Annotated in this window: 12 protein-coding genes, 1 pseudogene and 1 riboswitch; of the genes and pseudogenes, 7 read left to right on the top strand and 6 right to left on the bottom strand. The window is 42.4% G+C overall.

What is annotated here, in order from left to right:
• The first annotated feature begins 146 nt into the window (after positions 1-146).
• From sspA to metA, 3 genes are all read left to right on the top strand, one after another.
• Positions 147-782 (top strand): stringent starvation protein SspA, encoded by a 636-nt coding sequence (gene sspA / locus GFB47_RS01890; RefSeq protein WP_153446124.1) that lies wholly within the window; start codon positions 147-149, stop codon positions 780-782.
• A gap of 2 nt (positions 783-784) precedes the next feature.
• Complete coding sequence (gene sspB, locus GFB47_RS01895) at positions 785-1,285, top strand: ClpXP protease specificity-enhancing factor (RefSeq protein WP_153446126.1); 501 nt, start codon at positions 785-787, stop codon at positions 1,283-1,285.
• Between the two features lie 282 nt (positions 1,286-1,567).
• Positions 1,568-2,509 (top strand): homoserine O-acetyltransferase MetA, encoded by a 942-nt coding sequence (gene metA / locus GFB47_RS01900; protein WP_153446128.1) that lies wholly within the window; start codon positions 1,568-1,570, stop codon positions 2,507-2,509.
• A 110-nt stretch (positions 2,510-2,619) separates the two neighbouring features.
• On the opposite strand, the gene GFB47_RS01905 is transcribed toward metA, so the two are convergent.
• Positions 2,620-3,945 carry a cation:proton antiporter gene (locus tag GFB47_RS01905; RefSeq protein WP_153446130.1) on the bottom strand — a complete coding sequence of 442 codons (1,326 nt, stop codon included), beginning with the start codon at positions 3,943-3,945 and terminating at the stop codon, positions 2,620-2,622.
• 209 nt (positions 3,946-4,154) lie between these two features.
• Here GFB47_RS01905 and metH point away from each other — a divergent pair, with 209 nt between their 5' ends.
• Positions 4,155-7,853, top strand: a complete 3,699-nt coding sequence (gene metH / locus GFB47_RS01910) for a methionine synthase (protein WP_153448108.1) — start codon at positions 4,155-4,157, stop codon at positions 7,851-7,853.
• 239 nt (positions 7,854-8,092) lie between these two features.
• Here metH and lysC read toward each other — a convergent pair whose 3' ends face one another.
• A complete protein-coding gene (gene lysC, locus GFB47_RS01915) occupies positions 8,093-9,442 on the bottom strand; it encodes a lysine-sensitive aspartokinase 3 (RefSeq protein WP_153446132.1) in 1,350 nt (449 codons plus the stop codon).
• Positions 9,443-9,573: 131 nt separating this feature from the next.
• A riboswitch (Lysine riboswitch) is annotated at positions 9,574-9,796 on the bottom strand.
• Between the two features lie 293 nt (positions 9,797-10,089).
• Here lysC and GFB47_RS01920 point away from each other — a divergent pair.
• On the top strand, positions 10,090-11,208 hold the full coding sequence (locus GFB47_RS01920) for a pyridoxal-phosphate-dependent aminotransferase family protein (RefSeq protein WP_153446134.1): 1,119 nt from the start codon (positions 10,090-10,092) through the stop codon (positions 11,206-11,208).
• 198 nt (positions 11,209-11,406) lie between these two features.
• Here the strand turns inward: GFB47_RS01920 and GFB47_RS01925 are convergent.
• The 4 genes and pseudogenes from GFB47_RS01925 to GFB47_RS01940 form a co-directional block, all read right to left on the bottom strand.
• Positions 11,407-13,170, bottom strand: a pseudogene (locus GFB47_RS01925) (PglL family O-oligosaccharyltransferase); the annotation flags it as partial.
• A gap of 241 nt (positions 13,171-13,411) precedes the next feature.
• On the bottom strand, positions 13,412-16,243 hold the full coding sequence (gene uvrA / locus GFB47_RS01930; RefSeq protein WP_153446138.1) for an excinuclease ABC subunit UvrA: 2,832 nt from the start codon (positions 16,241-16,243) through the stop codon (positions 13,412-13,414).
• Between the two features lie 187 nt (positions 16,244-16,430).
• The gene (gene galU / locus GFB47_RS01935) at positions 16,431-17,282 is read right to left on the bottom strand and encodes a UTP--glucose-1-phosphate uridylyltransferase GalU (RefSeq protein ID WP_153446140.1); all 852 of its coding nucleotides are present in this window, start codon (positions 17,280-17,282) and stop codon (positions 16,431-16,433) included.
• 256 nt (positions 17,283-17,538) lie between these two features.
• Complete coding sequence (locus GFB47_RS01940) at positions 17,539-18,186, bottom strand: LuxR C-terminal-related transcriptional regulator (RefSeq protein ID WP_153446142.1); 648 nt, start codon at positions 18,184-18,186, stop codon at positions 17,539-17,541.
• A gap of 447 nt (positions 18,187-18,633) precedes the next feature.
• On the opposite strand from GFB47_RS01940, the gene GFB47_RS01945 reads away from it, so the two are divergent.
• Both GFB47_RS01945 and csrD read left to right on the top strand, forming a co-directional pair.
• On the top strand, positions 18,634-19,179 hold the full coding sequence (locus GFB47_RS01945) for a single-stranded DNA-binding protein (RefSeq protein ID WP_153446144.1): 546 nt from the start codon (positions 18,634-18,636) through the stop codon (positions 19,177-19,179).
• A gap of 263 nt (positions 19,180-19,442) precedes the next feature.
• Positions 19,443-21,488 (top strand): RNase E specificity factor CsrD, encoded by a 2,046-nt coding sequence (csrD, locus tag GFB47_RS01950; protein ID WP_153446145.1) that lies wholly within the window; start codon positions 19,443-19,445, stop codon positions 21,486-21,488.
• Positions 21,489-21,498: the final 10 nt, after the last annotated feature.

Genomic DNA, 21,498 nt, shown 5'->3' on the forward strand with positions numbered 1-21,498 from the left:
GTACGCGGAATAAAAATTCACCCGACCAGTCACAATTGTGCTAAAATCGGATGCTAATTTTTGTGTAATGGAGGCGTCGGCCTCCATTCCTTTTTATTTTATTACCAATTACTTTGATTGGTATTTACCTGCTGGAGGGCTTCTCAATGGCTGTAGCTGCCAATAAACGTTCTGTGATGACTCTATTTTCAAGTGCTTCAGATATGTATAGCCATCAGGTACGTATTGTTCTTGCTGAAAAAGGCGTGAGTGTTGAAGTTGAATTAGTAGAAGAAGATAACCTTCCTGCTGAGTTAATCGAACTGAATCCTTATAAGTCAGTACCAACTTTGGTTGACCGTGAACTTGCTTTGTACAACTCAAAAATCATCATGGAATATCTTGATGAGCGTTTTCCTCATCCACCATTGATGCCTGTTTACCCAGTTGCTCGTGGTAACAGTCGTTTGATGATGTACCGTATTGAACGTAATTGGTATTCTCAAGTAGAAAAAATCATTAATGGCACTGCGGAAGAAGCAGAAGCTGCACGTAATAAATTACGTAATGACCTACTGACTCTTGGCCCTGTGTTTGCTGAATACGAATACTTCATGAGTGAAGAGTTTAGCTTAATTGATTGCTACCTAGCTCCATTATTGTGGCGCTTACCTGTATTCGGTATCGAATTATCAGGCCCTGGTTCAAAAGAGCTGAAAATTTACATGAGCCGTGTATTTGAACGCGATTCATTCTTGGCTTCTCTAACAGAAGCAGAACGAGAAATGCGATTGGTTCGATAGTCATGGATATGGATAAGATGACGCCAAGACGTCCATATTTAGTTCGTGCTTTTTACGAATGGCTTTCTGATAACGAGTTAACGCCACATCTAGTGGTTGATGCCACTATGGTTGGTGTGCGTGTTCCGTTAGAATTTGTTGAAGATGGTCAAATCATTTTAAATGTTGCGCCGCGTGCGGTGGGCAATTTAGAAATGAGCAATGAAGCGATCACTTTTAGTGCTCGTTTCAGCGGTCGTCCTCATTCGGTGATTGTACCTATGTATGCGGTGCAAGCTATCTATGCCCGTGAAAATGGTGCCGGAACCATGTTTGAACCAGAAGATGGTTACGAACTTGAAGTCGAAAAAGCACAAGCGGCAGAAGAGCAACAATTGTCGTCTTTAAGTAGCGTTGATCCAGAGCCTGAGGTTAAGCCACAAACCACCCCTCAAGCCGAAGCAAATCAAGATGCTGCGCCGACAAAATCGAAAGGCCGTCCAAGCTTAACGATTGTAAAATAAACACTATCTGCCGTCTTAGTACGGTTGATTAGTTGAGAAAAAGAGCATCAATACTTGAAAAAGTATGATGCTCTTTTTTATTCGCGTAAATCAAGGCGAAATTACGGATAACTCGTACCTCGTTTCCGCAATGACGGAATTCCACCCAAAAACTGTCATTCCATACGCGAGTAACACGAGCAGATAGGGAATCTCGCTTTTGCTTTTAACCCTCGACATTCTTTTTGCGATTGCTATACTCATAGGTGTTTAGACGTCTAGATTGCTTATGGAGAGAGCGCAATGCCTATTAAGATCCCCGATCAACTGCCGGCTTCCGATATATTACGTCAGGAACGGATTTTCATCATGTCAGAATCGCGGGCGACCACTCAGATGATCCGCCCTTTAAAAGTATTGATACTTAATCTCATGCCAAAGAAAATTGAGACGGAAACTCAATTTCTACGTTTGCTTTCAAATAGCCCGCTACAAGTGGATATCGAATTACTTAGAATCGATGATCGTCCAAGTAAAAACACCCCAGAAGAGCATTTAAATAACTTTTATCGCCAATTTGATATGGTGAAGAATCGTAATTTCGATGGTTTGATTATTACTGGCGCGCCACTTGGTTTGGTGCAGTTTGAAGATGTGGCATATTGGGAGCATTTACAAACCGTGATGGAGTGGGCGAATAATCATGTCACTTCAAGTTTGTATGTTTGTTGGGCGGCGCAAGCTGGGCTCAAGTTGTTGTATGATTTACCAAAACGTACCCGCAAAGAAAAGCTTTCGGGTGTTTATCAGCATGACGTTATTAACGAGTTTCACCCAATAGTCAGAGGGTTTGATGATTCGTTTTTAGCGCCACATTCTCGATATGCTGACTTTTCGCCGGATTACTTAAGCGAACATACCGATCTTGATTTATTGGCAACGTCAGCCGATGCTGGCGTGTATTTGGCCTCAACCAAAGATAAGCGTCACGTATTTGTGACCGGTCACCCTGAATACGATGCACAAACATTGCATACCGAATACAGCCGCGATTTAGCCGAAGGCATGGATCCTGCTATTCCCTTGAATTATTACCCGAATGATAATCCAGATAACAAACCGATCGCGAGCTGGCGAAGTCACGGACACTTGTTGTTTGCCAACTGGTTAAACTACTGTGTCTACCAACAAACCCCATACGATTTAGAGCATTTCTCGTTAGATAAATTTACCCGAGATGATTAACCTAAACTCATAAGCTTGAGCTTCTGGCGAACAGTATTGATCGCGGAAAAATGGTCATAAAAAAAAAGCAGCTGATTAAAGCTGCTTTTTTAGATCTTCAATCAAGCTAATTATTTCTGCTTGTTGGCCGAAGCAGGTTTAGATTCAAGTTCCGCATCATCCATCTTCTTCTGGGCAACTTTTGCTTTGTTAATCAGAGGAATAATGGTTGAGCCTTGGATAAGAATAGAAAATAGAACCACCGCATAAGTCATCACCATAATAATTTCTTTCACATCAATGTGATGATAAGACACGAAGTATTTACCGTGAGGAATAGACAATGCCATTGCTAATGCTAAGCCACCACGTAAGCCGCCCCAAGTTAAAATTGGTACCGTCCAAGGGTTATATTTGCGGAAGCGTTTAAAGCCTTGGAATGGGATCCAGACACTTAAAAAACGGGCCAACAATACTAATGGGATCGCGATTGAGATCATGATTAAATCTTGAATATGGAATTCAAATAATAATAAAGACATACCGATCAGCAAGAATAATATGCCATTGAGGAATTCATCCACGAGTTCCCAGAAATGATCCATATGCTCGGTACTCTCTTTTGAGAACCCAACATAACGTGTCCAGTTACCAATCATGATACTTGATACTACCATGGCCAATGGACCAGATACTTCCAAGACTTCGGCAAAGGCATAACCGGCGGTTGGAATACAAATGGTTAAGAGTAATTCCATCGAGTGATCGTTGGTGGAGCTAATAAGATAATGGAACACCAAACCAAGCACTAGACCATAAGCAATACCGCCGACCGCTTCTTGCAGGAATAAACTGACGACGCCACTAACGCTTGGTTCATTACCACTAAATGCCACAGTAAAGATGGTGACGAAAATAACCAAGCCAAAGCCATCATTAAATAATGATTCGCCTTCCACTTGAGTTGACACCCGTTGTGGGGCTTTCAGTTTTTTAACGATCGCTAATACCGCAATAGGATCGGTGGGTGAAATCAGCGCACCAAATAATAAACAGAAAACCAAATCAAGATCGAGATGAATGAATTGGCAGATCTCGTATAATGCAAAGCCAATAAAGAAGGTAGAAAAAAGCGTCGAACCCAATGCTAAAATGGTGATTTCCCATTTTTGATCAGCAAAGTGCGGTAATTTAATTCCTAAGCCACCCGCAAAAAGCAAAAATCCCAGTATCCCTTGTAGTAAAAAGTCTTCAAAATTGATTTGCGCCATGGTGTGTGAGGCAATATGCAATAAATTGAACCAGCCGCTATGACCCGCAATGAGAATAAATAATGATAAAATCATCGCTCCTGCGGTAATGGCTATGGTGGTCTGCATGCGACCGAACTTACTGTTAATTAAAGCAATAACCATCGCGGCAAACGATAGAAAGCAGAGTATATTGTATACTGACATGGACCAACCTTGGCTGTGTGTAACAAATTGTAATTTGCGTAATTTTCCAGCTGATTATAACAAAGGTCAACTGAAATTTGTCGACTATTAATGGTTAGATTAAAAAAGAATAAAAAAACGATGAATTAACCATAACGAAAACTTATTTTAGACGTCTAGATTTCTATGATAGGATGGATTAAAACGATTAAGGAAGAGGTTGTATTGTGATGGGAAGCACTTTAAATCAACGGATCAACACTCAAGTAGTGTTAGAAAAACTATTAACCCAACGCATCTTATTGATAGATGGTGGTATGGGTACCATGATCCAATCGCATAAGCTCGAAGAGCAAGATTACCGTGGTGAACGCTTTGCCGCTTGGCATAGTGACTTAAAAGGTAACAATGACTTATTGGTGCTAACTCAGCCCCAACTGATTAAACAAATCCATTGTGATTATTTGGCCGCTGGCGCTGATATCCTTGAAACCAATACCTTTAACTCGACCACCATTGCGATGGCCGATTACGACATGGAAAGCCTGAGCGCCGAGATTAACTTTGCCGCCGCCAAACTTGCCCGTGAAGCTGCCGATGAATGGACGGAAAAAACGCCAGATAAGCCTCGTTTTGTGGCAGGGGTGCTAGGTCCGACTAACCGTACGTGCTCTATTTCTCCTGATGTTAACGATCCAGGCTTTCGTAATGTTAGCTTTGATGAGTTAGTGACTGCTTACTCCGAATCTACTAAAGCCATGATTGAAGGCGGCGCCGATCTGATCATGATCGAAACCATCTTCGATACCCTTAATGCCAAAGCGTGTGCCTTTGCGGTTAGCGCGGTGTTTGACCAGCTAGGCTATAAATTGCCAGTGATGATTTCAGGGACTATCACTGATGCCTCGGGCCGTACGCTTTCAGGTCAAACCACTGAAGCTTTTTATAATGCCATGCGTCATATTCAGCCGATTTCATTTGGTTTGAACTGCGCTCTTGGTCCGGATGAATTACGCCAGTATGTGGCGGAGCTTTCGCGAGTGTCTGAGACCTTTGTTTCTGCTCACCCTAATGCCGGTTTACCGAATGCATTTGGTGAGTATGATCTGGAACCGCGTGAAATGGCGCGTCATATTCAAGAGTGGGCAGAAAGTGGTTTTCTCAATTTTGTCGGTGGTTGTTGTGGTACCACACCTGAGCATATTCGCCAAATGGCGCGGGTGGTAGAAGGCATTAAACCTCGTCAGTTACCCGATATCCCTAAAGCTTGCCGTTTATCAGGTTTAGAGCCGGTCACCATCGATAAAGATTCCTTATTTGTTAATGTGGGCGAGAGAACCAATGTCACCGGTTCGGCCAAATTTAAACGCTTAATTGTCGATGAGCAGTACGATGAAGCATTGGATGTTGCTCGTGAACAAGTGGCCAATGGCGCGCAGATTATTGATATCAACATGGATGAAGGCATGTTGGATGCCGAAGCTTGTATGGAGCGCTTTTTAAAGTTGTGTGCTTCAGAACCAGAAATTTCCAAAGTGCCGATTATGGTCGATTCTTCAAAATGGGAAGTGATTGAAGCGGGCTTAAAATGCATTCAAGGTAAGGGCATTGTTAACTCCATTTCGATGAAAGAAGGAGTGGATAAGTTTATCGAGCAAGCGAAATTGATCCGTCGCTATGGTGCAGCGGTGATCGTGATGGCGTTTGATGAACAAGGCCAAGCCGATACCCGCGAACGTAAAGTTGAAATTTGTACTAAGGCTTATCATATTCTGGTGGATGAAATTGGTTTTCCGCCGGAAGATATTATTTTTGATCCCAATATTTTTGCCATTGCCACCGGTATTGATGAGCATAATAACTACGCGGTCGATTTTATTGAAGCCGTCGATGAAATCAAAAAAACACTGCCTTATGCCATGATTTCTGGCGGGGTGTCGAACGTATCATTTTCATTCCGCGGCAATAACTATGTACGTGAAGCGATCCATGCGGTATTCCTCTATCACTGTTTTAAGCGCGGTATGGATATGGGGATTGTGAATGCCGGTCAGCTTGAAATTTATGACAACATCCCAGAAAAATTGCGTGAAGCGGTTGAAGATGTGGTGCTTAACCGTCATTCAGATGCCACTGAAAATCTACTCGAATTAGCCGAAGAGTATCGCTCGAACGGAGTGGGTAAAGTCGAAGATCCAAATGCTTTGATCTGGCGTACTTGGGAAGTGGAAAAACGAATTGAACACTCATTAGTCAAAGGCATTACCGAATTTATTATCGATGATACCGAAGAAGCGCGTTTAAAGCTGGATAAGCCGATTGATGTGATTGAAGGTCCATTAATGGACGGCATGAACGTGGTGGGGGATTTATTCGGTGAAGGTAAAATGTTCTTGCCGCAAGTGGTGAAGTCGGCTCGAGTGATGAAGCAAGCTGTAGCCTACCTTGAACCTTTTATCAATGCCTTAAAAGATGAAGGTCAGCGCTCGAATGGTAAGATTTTGTTGGCCACCGTAAAAGGCGATGTGCACGATATTGGTAAAAACATTGTTGGCGTGGTGCTGCAATGTAATAACTATGAAATCATTGATTTGGGCGTAATGGTGCCTTGTGAAACTATCTTTAAAGTCGCACGCGAAGAGAACGTCGATATCATCGGTCTATCGGGGCTGATCACGCCATCACTGGATGAAATGGTGTATGTCGCCAAAGAAATGGAGCGCCAAGGGTTTGATATTCCATTGTTAATTGGCGGAGCGACCACTTCAAAAGCACATACTGCGGTTAAAATTGAACAAAATTATAATCAGCCAGTGGTGTATGTGAATAATGCTTCACGCGCGGTTGGGGTGTGTTCGGCATTACTGTCTGACAGTTTACGTCCGGCATTTATCGAAAAGCTTAGTCTTGATTATGATCGTACTCGTGATCAACACGCGCGCAAACGGCCTAAAACCAAGCCGATCACATTAGAAGCGGCGCGCGCCAATAAGGTTGATATTGATTGGCAAACTTATACTCCGCCTGCACCTATGCAAACTGGTGTCCATGTGTTTGAACATATTGATGTATCGGTTTTGCGTAATTATATCGATTGGACCCCTTTCTTCCTGACTTGGGGATTAATGGGCAAATACCCTGCGATTTTTGAGCATGAAGAAGTGGGCGAAGAAGCGAAACGTATTTTTGATGATGCGATTGGTTTGCTTGAGAGGGTAGAAAAAGACGGCATTTTAAAAGCCAGCGGTATTTGTTCGATGTTCCCTGCCAATAGCGTGGGGGATGATATTGAAGTGTACGCCGATGAGTCGCGCACCGAAGTCATTAAAGTGCTGCATAACTTGCGCCAACAAACCGATAAACCGAAAGGACCTAACTACTGTTTATCCGATTACATTGCACCTAAAGACAGCGGTAAAGCGGATTGGATTGGTGGGTTTGCGGTCACTGGCGGAATTGGCGAACGTGATTTAGCCGATGCTTATAAAGCGGCAGGCGATGATTACAACGCGATCATGATCCAAGCAGTAGCGGATCGATTAGCCGAAGCATTTGCAGAATATATGCACGAGAAAGTGCGTAAGGAAATCTGGGGTTATGCTGCCGATGAAAACCTCACCAATAACGATCTTATTCGTGAGAAATACCAAGGTACTCGCCCAGCGCCTGGCTATCCTGCTTGTCCTGAGCATACCGAAAAAGGCAGCCTATGGGAGATCCTAAAGGTAGAAGAAAGCATTGGTATGTCGCTGACCACCAGTTATGCGATGTGGCCTGGAGCGTCGGTTTCCGGTTGGTATTTCTCTCATCCAGATTCTCGTTATTTTGCTATTGCGCAGATCCAACAAGATCAAGCCGAAGAATATGCTAGGCGTAAAGGCTGGGATGAAGTGGAGATGGAAAAATGGTTAGGGCCTAACTTGAGTTAAAGCCAAGGCCTGTCACTGAGTATAAAAAAAGAGCGGATCCTGATGGATGCGCTCTTTTTATATAAGAAGTATCGTCATTGAGCAAACGAGGCACGAGTTATCCGTGATCTCGCTTTTTAACCCTATCAGTAAGGATGAAAGCGAGATTCCCTATCAGCTCGTGCTACTCGCGTATGAGGTGATCGTTTTAGATCACCTCACGGTTTGTATTCGTGACAGATGGAATACGAACATATCACTTATTCAAACAAGGCGTGATGCAAAACTTGTATGGCTTGTTTGGATTCATCTTCGCTGACTAAAAAGCATAAATTATGCGGGCTAGCGCCATAACAAATCATACGGATATTAAACTCTTCGAGTGCGCTAAAGACTTGCTTAGCATATCCTTTTTTGCCGCTCATTTTATTACCAATTAAGGCGACCAAGCTTAAATTATGCTCGACTTCAACCGTACACAGTTGTTCTAGTTCTGCACGTGCTTCAATCGGCAACTGCGGTGCACCGCCAGAAGTATTGGTTTGATCTAATGTTAAAGAGACACTGACTTCAGAGGTGGTAATTAAGTCGACCGAGATTTGGTACTTGGCTAAAATGGCAAACACTTGCGCTAAAAAGCCATACGCTTGGTACATTTCTGGGCAGCGTAGCGTTACCATGGTTTGATTGCCGCGCAAAGTTAATGCTCTAAACAACGGGGCGCTCTCGACTTTTTGACGGATCCAAGTGCCACCATTTTCAGGTTGACGAGACGATCCGACAAAGACTGGGATTTGATGGCGCAATGCAGGTAATAAGGTCGAAGGGTGTAAAATTTTCGCGCCAAAATTGGCCATTTCCGACGCTTCACTAAAGCTGATTTCAGCAATAGGAGCCGCTTTGGGGGCAATACGAGGATCGGTAGTGTAAATGCCAGGTACGTCGGTCCAGATCTCTAGCCCTTCCGCTTTAACCGCTTCAGCAATTAATGCGGCGCTGTAATCACTGCCGCCACGTCCTAGTGTGGTGGTATTGCCTTCGCTGTCACTGCCAATAAAGCCTTGAGTGATCACCAGCTGCTTTTGACATAGTGGGACTAAATGTTGTTCTGCAAGTTGCGATATTTCACTGATAATAGGCTCGGCTTTACCATGTTCAGAATTGGTGCGCAGGATCTCACGAATATCAAAACGAACCGCATCAATACCGCGCTCAACCATTAATTGAGTCAGAATATGAGTAGACATTAACTCGCCACACGCCACAATATGATCGGTTAATTTATCACTGGTTTGAAAAGAGGCCGCTTCTGCCATGCTAGCCAGTCGAACTAACACCTTATTGACCGCATCATTGGTCGCTTTGGATTGTGATAGCTGCGCAATGATGTCATCGTGGATAGCGCTGATCTTGGTTAATAATTGCTGTCTATGTTCAGCGTCAGTCACACCTAGCGAAAGCTCGACTAATAAATTGGTCACGCCCGAACAAGCACTGCTGACCACTAGTTTTGTGGCTGGATTGTTTTCTATAATTGTCGCGCAACGGCTCATCGCCTCGAAGTTTGCTACACTGGTTCCGCCAAATTTTGCTACATTAAATGCGCTCACAACCTTGTCTCCCTTAATACCTAAATGGCCTATTCCAAACTAGAATAAGCAAACGTCCAATGTTGAAGAGAAGTCGGTTGAGCGAGTTTACAAGATACATAGAAGCTATAGCTGAGCAGCATAGCCATGTAAATTATAGAAGCTCACCATCAATGATCTTGCCAAATATAGGGTCTCGACATTGATGACAGTTGTTAGGATTCAGCCTAAACAACCGATGATATATCCGTCTTATTGGAATATAGAAACACCCACCATGTTTATTCACCTCGGCGTAACTCTCCCTGAATTTATCGTATCGGCCTTGGGGGGACCACGAAAAATCTGCCTAGGTTACGCTCCTCTCCTTGTTACAAAAAGTACTTGAATGTCACATTTTTGTCACTCTTACATTGAACGGTTTTGCACGATAAATGTCAATATGCATTGTGAATCTTTATGGCTATTTTTAAAACGTTATTACTTATCACCTTATTGCTATTTTACCCGCTCGAATAACAAGAGAGCTTCGCTTATGAGTTTTAATATTAAGTGAGGATGTTCACATCTTGGTAAATGACTTTCGACTGTTGAGTCAGGTTAAATTGCGGCATGTTACAAATTTGTTTACAGTGGAACAAGACGCCACTCAAATTAAGGATAATAAGATGATTCAACGCTTTTACCCACCACGTCGTATTCTCATGGGACCCGGCCCATCCGATATTTCTCCTTATGTATTGCAAGCACTGAGTCGGCCAACCATCGGCCATCTGGATCCGCTGTTTATTGGCATGATGGATGAAGTCAAAACGCTATTAAAATATGCTTTTCAAACTGAAAACGAGTTCACTATTCCTGTGTCTGCGCCAGGCAGCGCTGGGATGGAGGCCTGTTTTGTTAACTTATTAGAACCCGGTGATAAAGTTATCGTGTGCCGTAATGGTGTGTTTGGTGAGCGGATGCGTGAAAATGCCATTCGTTGTGGCGCGCAAGTCGTGCTAGTGGATGATGAATGGGGTCAACCGGTCAGTGTCGATAAAGTGCAAGTTGCGTTTGAACAAAATCCCGATGTAAAAGTATTAGCTTTTGTGCATGCTGAAACCTCAACTGGCGCGTTGAGTGATGCGCAAGCGTTAGCAAAAGTTGCGAAGCAGTTTAATGCATTAACCATTGTCGATGCGGTGACCTCACTTGGTGGCGTGCCATTAAAAGTGGATGAATGGGGATTAGATGCGGTGTATTCAGGCAGTCAAAAATGTTTGTCGTGCGTTCCTGGTTTATCACCAATAACTTTTTCACCCAAGGCCATAGAAAGAATCCAAGCACGTACCACACCCGTGCAAAGCTGGTTTTTAGACCAAAGCTTGGTGCTAGGTTATTGGAACGGCGGCGCAAAACGTAGTTATCATCATACTGCGCCAGTCAATAGTCTGTATGCTTTGCATGAGTCATTACTAGCCTTGCATGAAGAAGGTCTTGAAAATGCGTGGCAACGGCATGCGGATATGCATCAACAGCTCAAAGTCGGTTTAGAAGCATTAGGCTTTCGTTTTGTCGTGGATGAAGCATGTCGCTTACCACAGTTAAACTCAGTGTATTTACCGGAAGGTGTTGATGATGGCGCGGTTCGGGCTAGCCTGCTAGATAATTATAACCTGGAGGTCGGTGGCGGTTTAGGCGCGCTGGCAGGAAAAGTATGGCGGATTGGTTTGATGGGCTACAGCGCGAAACAAGAAAATGTCGCGCTATGTTTAAAAGCACTGCAACAGACTTTAACTCAATAGCGAATTAAATCGACCAATATTGGTTAAAAATCAATGGCAGTAAAAACGGTATGAAAGGGCAAAAAAGGGAGCGGTTGATACGGCTCCCTTTATTTTTTTGGATTATTTAGCAGGAACTTTCGGAGCCATAACCGAATTGCTGAACGCTTGAACTTCCATTGCTTTGCTCGTGGTTAATTCGGTGCTTTCACCCGTTGTCGCTTGCGATTGGGCATGTGACGCACGTTCGGCCTTGGGAATAAACCGCACTTTAGAAAAATCTTGATTCGGGAATAAAAATTCAGCTTCATGACGGATCGCTTGCGCTTTATCCATCTCACCTAAACCTTGATAAGCCACAATCAAACTAGAATAAAATGCTGGGCGAGGTTTGTGTTTAATTATTTCGTTAGCCCAATCAATAAAAGGTTGAATGTATTCTGGTTTTTCCATTACTAACCCAATATTTAATTGGGTTTTATACACATCCCAATCAAAGCGATCTTTCCACACACTCGGGTTGGTTACTTGCTGTAAAAGTTCGGGGTTAACCTGACGACTACGCTCAAATTTATTCAGTACAATATTGGTTTGCAGCGCTGAAATCATATAAAACGTGGTGAGAATTGGCAGCACTAAAGACACGATGCTAAGAAAACTTTTGCTGATAGAGCTAAAGCCCGCTGTTTGATACTGAGAGGTGAGTTGGTCGAGCCAATAAATCAGCATGATAAAGATCACCCAATGCACGGCCGAGTGATAAAAAGGGTACTCTAATTGGGTGTGCAAGACGAGTGGAAAGAATAGTGCAGCAGTGGCTAAACGTGCGCCAGAGCTGACTTTGCGTATTTTTCGTAATACCAATAATGTAGCCAATAATAGGCCCATTAAAGGGACAATTCCGCCTTCTACCGCCCAGTATAATAGTTCGTTATGTGGATGATCCATCGAGGCTAGGCCAGCATGATAATCTGGGGTTATTTGATGCTGTCTGGCGGTATAAACAATATAAGCCGGTTCAAAACGGCCGTAACCATAGCCGGTTAATGGTTTTTCTATCACCATATCTAAGGTTTGAGGAAAGGTGTAACGGCGTGGACTTTCTAGGTTTGATTTTTGTTCAATGAGCTTATTTCCACCATTTGCTTCCGCGATACCATAACCGGCTGCTAAGCCCAGAACCACTGCAAAGCACCAAAGTGAAAATTGTTTGGCAGATAAAAAGCGTTTTAAATAAGGAAGTAACAATACACAACCAACAATGCCGCCTAACCAACCGGTTCTTGAGGCGAGTACCCATAATAAAGGCATACTAATGATCGGGAAAAGGTACAATAATCCATTTAGTAGCGGATGATACTTCTCATTGCTTTGATGTTGGCGCGCCAACAAATAACCTGAAATGACTAAACCGGTGGCAACAAAACTGGCCATCACATTCGGTTGTTGAAAAATACCAAATGGGCGATTGCTGACGGTGTTATAACCGAGTGGGTTGCCAGGTTGGAGGACTAAATATTGGATATAGGCATAAACGATTTCAATCAATACCCCGATCAGAATAAACCACAGCAAGGTTTGGCGTTGTTTGATGCTAAATTGAAATTGTTGCAACATACAAAAAAATAGCCAACCACCCCATAAGCCAATTAAGCGCGTGATAGCATCTTGCGGTACCGAAGCGGAATAAAAGACAGGAATGGTGAGTAAAATACACACCACCAACAACCCGATGGTTAAACTTGAATAGCGCCACGAACGCTTAGCACCAGTTTCGTACAATCCAATCGCAATACAAAAGCTCACCGCCAACCATACCGCAGGATTAAAGGGTAATAATAATCCAGAGCCACCAGGATTAGGTTGAAAAAAATGCATTGCGAGGCAGAAAATCAACCCTATCGACCATAAAAAAGGTTTGATCAGTGTTCGAGAGGCGGGTTGCGTATCGAGTAAGGTACCCTGGGTGTGTAAAGTCGCCATCGCGAGTGTGTTCCTAATTAAACGAAGATTAAATTATTTTGGTTGTGAAACATGAAGCCACAATTATAAAGATGACTATTCTATACGTAAGTAACACGAGCTGCGTCGCTCGATATATGTTGTCATTCCATATGCGAGTAGCACGAGTAGATAGAGGATCTCGCTTTTATTTATATTCAAAAAGCGATATTACGGATAACTCGCCCCTCGCTGCTTTGGCCATGTTAACGTTTTTAAGCGCCTATTTACCAGTTAACAACGGCTGTAAGAAATGCGCAGTATGCGAACCTTTCACCTTTGCCACTTGTTCTGGGGTGCCACAAGCGACGATCTCACCACCGCCACTGCCACCTTCAGGGCCCAAATCGATAATCCAATCGGCGGTTTTGATGACATCCAAATTATGCTCAATCACCACCACGGTATTGCCATGATCCCGCAGGCGGTGCAATACCGTTAATAGTTGTTGAATATCATAAAAATGCAGACCCGTCGTCGGCTCATCTAAAATATACAGCGTTTTACCGGTATCACGTTTCGACAATTCTTTGGCAAGCTTAACTCGTTGAGCTTCCCCGCCAGATAGTGTGGTTGCCGCTTGTCCTAAGCGAATATAGGATAAACCAACATCCATTAAGGTTTTGAGTTTTCGGGCAATTACCGGAACGGGTTCAAAAAATTGATGGGCATCTTCCACTGTCATGTCTAAAACTTCATCAATACTCTTGCCTTTATAGCGTACATCTAAGGTTTCACGGTTGTAGCGTTTACCTTTACAAGCATCACATGGTACATACACATCCGGTAAAAAGTGCATTTCTACTTTTATTACGCCATCGCCTTGGCAAGCTTCACAGCGACCGCCGCGCACGTTAAAACTAAAACGACCTGGTTTATAACCGCGCGAACGCGATTCTTGAGTACCAGCAAACAGCTCACGGATCGGGGTGAAAATACCAGTATAAGTGGCAGGATTGGAGCGTGGAGTACGGCCGATTGGGCTTTGGTTAATATCGATGACTTTATCGAAATGCTCCAAGCCGTTGATCTTTTTATAAGGCGCGGCTTCGGCTGTGGTAGCACCATTTAAGCGGGCATGAGCAATTTTAAAGAAAGTATCGTTAATTAAGGTTGATTTCCCTGAGCCGGAAACCCCTGTCACACAAGTAAATAAGCCAACAGGAATCGACATATCGACACTTTTCAAGTTGTTACCGGTTGCGCCAATGATCTCGACCGTTTTCTTTTTATCGATTGGGGTACGTTGTTTGGGGATTTCGATTTCACGCGTACCACTTAGATACTGTCCGGTTAATGATTCTGGGCAATCTAAAATATCTTGCATTGTGCCTTCGGCGATCACTTGACCACCATGAATACCCGCCCCTGGGCCAATATCAATCACATAATCGGCGGCGCGAATAGCATCTTCATCATGCTCGACCACGATCACGGTATTACCTAAGTCGCGTAAATGAACCAAGGTTTTTAATAAACGTTCGTTATCGCGTTGATGCAAGCCAATCGAAGGTTCATCCAAAACATACATTACCCCAACTAATCCAGCGCCAATCTGACTGGCGAGACGGATACGTTGCGCTTCACCACCAGACAGGGTTTCGGCGCTGCGAGATAAATTAAGATAATTTAAGCCGACATTAATCAGAAAACTTAAACGGTCATTGATCTCTTTTAATATTTTCTCAGCGATTTGAGCGCGTTGCCCGGTTAAGGCTAATTGCTCGAAAAAGACTAATGATTCATGAATGCTCATTTCTACCACTTGTGGCAGTGTTGTTTGACCAATAAACACATGACGGGCTTCGATTTTCAGGCGAGCACCACCACAACTTGAACAGGTTTTATTGGAAATGTATTTGGCTAAATCTTCTCTGACGGAATTGGATTCAGTCTCATGGTAACGACGATTAAGGTTATTTAAAATCCCTTCAAAAGCATGGCGTTTAACTCGGATATCACCGCGATCATTGACGTATTTAAACTCAATTTCTTCTCGTTTGGAGCCGTTTAAAACAATCTCTCTGATTTTCTTTGGCAGCTTATTAAAAGGTTGCTTTAAATCGAATTGATAATGTTCCGCCAAGGCATTGAGCATTTGGAAATAATAGAAATTCTTCTTATCCCAACCACGGATCGCACCATCGGCTAAGCTTAAACTGTCATCTTGGATCACCCGTTCAGCATCAAAAAATTGCTGCACACCTAAACCATCACAAGTTTCACATGCACCGGCTGGGTTATTAAAAGAGAATAAACGAGGCTCAAGTTCACGCATGCTATAACCACAATGTGAACAGGCAAAGTTGGCCGAGAAAATAACATCTTGCTGGCTATCATCATCCATCCAGCTAATGGTGGCGGTGCCGCCTGAAAGCTCCAATGTGGTTTCGAATGATTCTGCCAAGCGTTGTTCAATACCTGAACGTACTTTAAAGCGATCGACCACCACTTCGATAGTGTGCTTTTTATGTAACTCTAAAGTCGGAGGATCGGATAGATCACAGGTTTCACCGTCAATGCGAGCTCGAATAAACCCTTGCGCGGCTAAGTTTTGCAGGGTTTTAACATGCTCCCCTTTACGCTCTTTAATGATTGGTGCCAATAGCATTAATTTACTGCCTTCAGGCATTTCGAGTACTTTATCCACCATTTGAGAAATAGTTTGCGCTGCTAAAGGTGTGTCATGTTCTGGGCAGCGTGGCTCACCTACTCGAGCGTATAATAAGCGCAAATAATCGTAGATCTCGGTGATGGTTCCAACGGTGGAACGTGGGTTATGCGAGGTAGATTTTTGCTCGATAGAAATAGCAGGAGATAAGCCTTCAATATGATCGACATCGGGCTTTTCCATCAAAGATAGAAATTGACGAGCATAAGCCGAAAGCGATTCAACATAACGACGTTGACCTTCGGCGTATAAGGTATCAAAAGCAAGTGAGGACTTACCTGAGCCTGATAACCCAGTGATCACAATTAATTTATCACGCGGAATAGTGAGATTAATATTTTTTAGATTATGGGTTCGGGCGCCGCGAACTTCGATGGTATCCATGCTTGATGCTCTCACTATTAAGGTAAACTTACTGAAGCTAGTATTACATAGCTCTGGGTCTGTGGAAATAGTGAACTGTATAAATAAACAGTTGGATTGCAAGTATAAAAAAACCGTAACGACACAGTGCGCGTTACGGTTTAGATTTTGAATCAAGCACTAATCAATCTACTACCAATCAATAAAATTATTTTTTACTGGTTTTGGTATCGTCTGATTTTAAGTACAGATTTTGGTAGCAGTAGTTAGTCGCTTCAATGTAGCCTTCAACACTGCCGCAATCAAAACGCTTACCTTTAAATTTATAAGCGAGTACACAGCCAGATTTAGCTTGTTTGAGTAGCGCATCGGTAATTTGAATTTCGCCGCCTTTACCTGGTTCGGTATTTTCAATTAGTTCAAAAATATCAGGGGTTAAAATATAGCGACCAATAATAGCAAGGTTGCTTGGTTCTGTGCCTGGTTCTGGTTTTTCGACCATGTCATCGACGCGATAAAGATCGTCTTTGATCATCTCACCCGCAATAACGCCGTACTTGTAGGCTTCTTCTTTTGGTACTTCTTGCACCGCAACAATCGTGCAGCGAAATTGCTTATACAAAGCCACCATTTGAGCCAAAACACCTTGTGCTTCATGGATACATAAATCATCGGCTAATACTACGGCAAACGGTTCATCTCCGACCAATTCTCGGCCAGTCAGAATGGCATGCCCCAAACCTTTCATTTCACGTTGGCGAATATAAGTGAAGTAGGCACTGTCGATGGTGTCACGAATATTAATCAATAAATCTTCTTTATTAGTGCCACTGATTTGGTGTTCTAATTCATAGTTTTTATCGAAGTGATCAGTCAGTGATTGCTTACCACGACCGGTAACAATACACATACCCGTCATACCTGCTTCAATCGCTTCTTCAACTCCATATTCGATTAATGGTTTATTAACGATAGGCATCATTTCTTTCGGCATTGACTTAGTCGCCGGTAGGAAGCGAGTTCCGTAGCCAGCTGCGGGAAATAGGCACTTTTTGATCATGACTGAAACCTTTAAGGGTAAAAAATAAGAATAGTAGAATTAATGCTAACATAGCATTAATTCGTCAGGAAAAACAAACATAGGTAGGGAAAACAACGTATACCTGACACTTGCCTGATAAAACTATCACAATAGAGCATTTTTAGTTGAAGTGGCAGATTTGTTGGCTGCATTAGATCAATACAACGCCAATTACTTTGACCATAGATACAATGAATGTCTTTAATTTAAACAATAATCGAGGGGGATAGGGGGCTTATAAATACAGTTGCGCCCAATTGATCGCTTGTCGTCGATTACTGACATTGATTTTTTTAAAGATGCGATAGAGATGAGATTTGATGGTGTGTTCACTGACAAATAAAGAATCGGCAATATCCAGATTACTTTGTCCTATTTGTAAATGATTGAGGATTTCAAGTTCACGACGGGTTAATGACAACTTAGCTGACATCAGATGTTGATTATTATGTTGGTTAATTCCTTGCCAATATTGAAATAAATTAATCAATAATTGACGAGGTAAGCGATTTTCACCTTGGTTGATATCTTTTAATGTTCGCAACATATCGAAGGTGTTAGCGTTTGATGGAAAGTATCCAGCCAGATTTTTCCATTGAGATAGCAGCAATAAGTTTGCTTGTTGCGGGGCATTAAAAAGCACACATGCGTAAGCCTGGTGGCATACCGGGTGGGTTTGTAAGTCAAACAGCTCTTGTTCAGAAAATTGACCATCAACGAAAATGATATATTTATTCTGGCTTTGTTTTAAGTTGGCGATAGTGGTTAGGTTTAGCGTATTGACTTCAAAGTCCGTAGTGGAGAGCAGTTGTCGATAGAGTGGGTGAGTATGGAAAGCAAAAGGCGATAGAAGGTAGATAGCAGTACGGGCTAATATGGTCATCAATTTACGCTCCCTAAATGTGCTTAAATGCTGAGTGGATTAAGGCTGACATCAACAATGCGACTCAACGGCAACTGAAGCGAGGACATCGTAGGTCAGGGGGAATTTAAAATAGAGAGCATGAAAAAATAAGCTCTGATTTTAAGTTGAATCAGGGAGCAATACACGTCGCATGACAATTAAGTGATAACCATTCTCACTATTGATACTCGATGTCTTTTATAAAGCGATAAGTTGTTAGATGGATTGCAGTTTTACAAAATAATAGATGCAATTTTTTATTATGAGTAATGATGAAATATGAGTTTAAGCGTTTTTTTTCTTGTGATTTAAAGCATTGTAATCACCGTTATCGAGCGACTTATTAGGGTGTAATTTTTTATCTATACATAAAAAATTATGCTATAATTTGGGGCTGAATTTAAATAGATTAAGACGGAGCAGCACATGGCTAGCCGCGGAATAAACAAAGTAATTTTAGTTGGAAACTTAGGGAATGATCCTGAGATCCGTTATCTACCAAGCGGTGGCGCAGTGGCTAACATCACAATAGCGACTTCAGAATCTTGGAGAGATAAAGCAACCGGTGAGCAACGTGAAAAAACAGAATGGCATCGTGTGTCTTTATTTGGAAAGCTTGCGGAAGTGGCTGGTGAATATTTACGCAAAGGTTCTCAAGTATATGTTGAAGGCCAACTGCAAACCCGTAAATGGCAAGATCAAAGTGGTCAAGATCGCTACACTACCGAAGTGGTTGTACAAGGCTTTAACGGTGTGATGCAAATGTTAGGTGGTCGCTCGCAAGGTGCTGGCGCTCCAGCCGGTGGTAATCAGCAGCAAGGTAATTGGGGGCAGCCTCAGCAGCCTCAACAACAAGCTCCACAACATCAGCAGCAACAACAAGCGCCAAGAGCGCCGCAGCAAGCTCCACAACAGGCTCAACCTCAATACAATGAGCCACCGATGGATTTCGATGACGACATTCCATTTTAGATCTTATATAAATTAAAAGTGTAAGAATAATCAGAAGCCGCAAGTTTTTTGTGGCTTTTGTTGTATATATGATAACTAAATGTTGGTTTTTTAAGCTGTTTTAAGCTGTTTTAAGCTGTTTTAAGCTGTTTTAAGTAGTCTGTTAATCTAACAAGCAGGAAGCTATATCCACATAAATTGAAGCTGTAGTAAGCTCAATAGGCAACTAAGCCGCAACTTCAAATTAAGATGGGTATATCCTCAATTTCAATGGAATGCGTTTGATGAGATACACCCCAACACTAAAGTTAAGTACCCGCTTGGTGGCTTTTGTCACTATGATCGTGATCACAGCAATGTTCATCTTATTTATTGGTGGGGTATTAACCTTTCAAAAAATGGGCAATGACTACGTTGATCAAAATTTAGCTCGCCTGACCCAAGTGGTCGACAATGAACTTTCCTCATCACAAGATTTTGATTCTATTCGTCACTGGCTGCCTAAATTGCTGCAAACGAATAACGTGGTGACATTCAAACTCTCATCACCCGCGGGTGTGATCTATCAATTTACCGATCGCGCATTAACCCAACCCTCACTGCAAGCTCAAAGTGTCTTGTTATATCAAAAGCAAATATCCCTTAATCGAAATCAAGGCTACATCGCAGTCTTTGAAGTTATCCCTCCTTATTCTGATAGTAGCTACTCATTTCAAGCTTTTTTCTCGTTAACTTGCGCCGTGTTGCTGGTGGTATTTTGTTTGATTCGAGGGCTTAAATGGTTGAAAGAGCAGCTATCAGGCTCTGAATTATTGGAAGAGCGTGGGCGAATGATCTTAGCGGGTCAAGTGGAGAGGTTTGCTAAAGGCGATGAAAGAGAGTGGCCCTATACCGCCAGTGAGGCGCTTGACCGATTAATTGAGGAACTGCAAGACGCACGCCAAGAAAGAAACCGTTTTGATACATTTATTCGTACTCATACCTTTTTAGATCAATTAACCGGTGCGGCTAATCGGATCTTATTTGACAGTAAACTCGAATCTGTATTGCAAGAAAATGGCGTGGCGGGTGGCGTGTTGATGGTGGCAATCAATGATTGGGAAGACGTAATAGAGAGCAATAATGGCCAATCGGGCGATGCCTTTTTGGTAGAAATAGGACAAGTGTTGTCAAATATTAGTCAACGCTATCCTAACTCTGTTTTTGCTCGTTATTATGACGCTCAATTTGCTTTAATGATCCCGCACCAAACCGAAAAAGAAATCACTACCATGGCAGCGCAATGTGTCAATCAACTGAAAAAACTAACCCCATTAGAAGGGATGGAAAATGACAATTGGTGCCATATTGGTTTGAGTTTATTCACGCAAGGTGAACGGCGAGGCAAGATTATTGATGAAGCTGAAACTGCATTAAAAGGGGTTCGTATAGAACAAGGGATCGGCTGGGGAAAATACAAAAAGCAACATAATCAACAAAATGAGCATCGTGGTGGGGTTCGTTGGAGAAATTTATTTGATCTCACTATAAATATGAACAAGATGTTAATTTATCAGCAGCCTTGTTATCTAATTGGTGGTAATGATAATAGGTCTTATAATAATGATGTGGTGGGTAATCAATATATTGTGCATTATGAATTATTCAACAGAATAAGAGATGAGGCGGGAGTTATAATTAAAGCATCACAGTTTTTAACTGCGATTGAACAAGTTGGTTACGAACGAAAATTAGACCAAGTAAATCTTGAAACAATACTGGTTCAACTTAAAAAAAATGAGACAAACTTGAATTACAGCATCAACCTTTTTGTCGAACCGTTTAAGAAGAAAGCGTATACTAGCTGGCTTAAATATGAGCTTTTACAGCTAACAAAAGACTTAAGAAGTCGCCTTGCTTTTGAGTTCGTCGAAGGCAATTTAGTTAACAATTTAGACTATATGCGTCCCATTATTAAAATGTTGGCGGGTATTGGCTGTAAAATCATTGTCGACCAAGTCGGCAGAACGATTGTTAGTACGCACTACGCGAAAGATTTACCAGTGACATATTTAAAATTACACCGAAGCCTCATTAAACAAATTAACCTTAGAAATGAAAATCAATTATTCATTCGCAGTTTATTAGGCTCATGCAGTAATACTAATATTAAGGTTATTGCCGTAGGTGTAGAAAATGAACAAGAATGGATAGTATTAAAAAAACTTGGTTTACATGGTGGTCAAGGGCGATTTTTTGCATCTGAATCTTGTCTTTCTCCATTGGATGACTTGCCAAAAGAAAAGCCAGTAAAATTAGTCACGCCAGGGCGCAGAAATCGCTGGCGATAACGGTTAGTGA

Source organism: Vibrio algicola, from assembly GCF_009601765.2.
Taxonomy (GTDB): domain Bacteria; phylum Pseudomonadota; class Gammaproteobacteria; order Enterobacterales; family Vibrionaceae; genus Vibrio; species Vibrio algicola.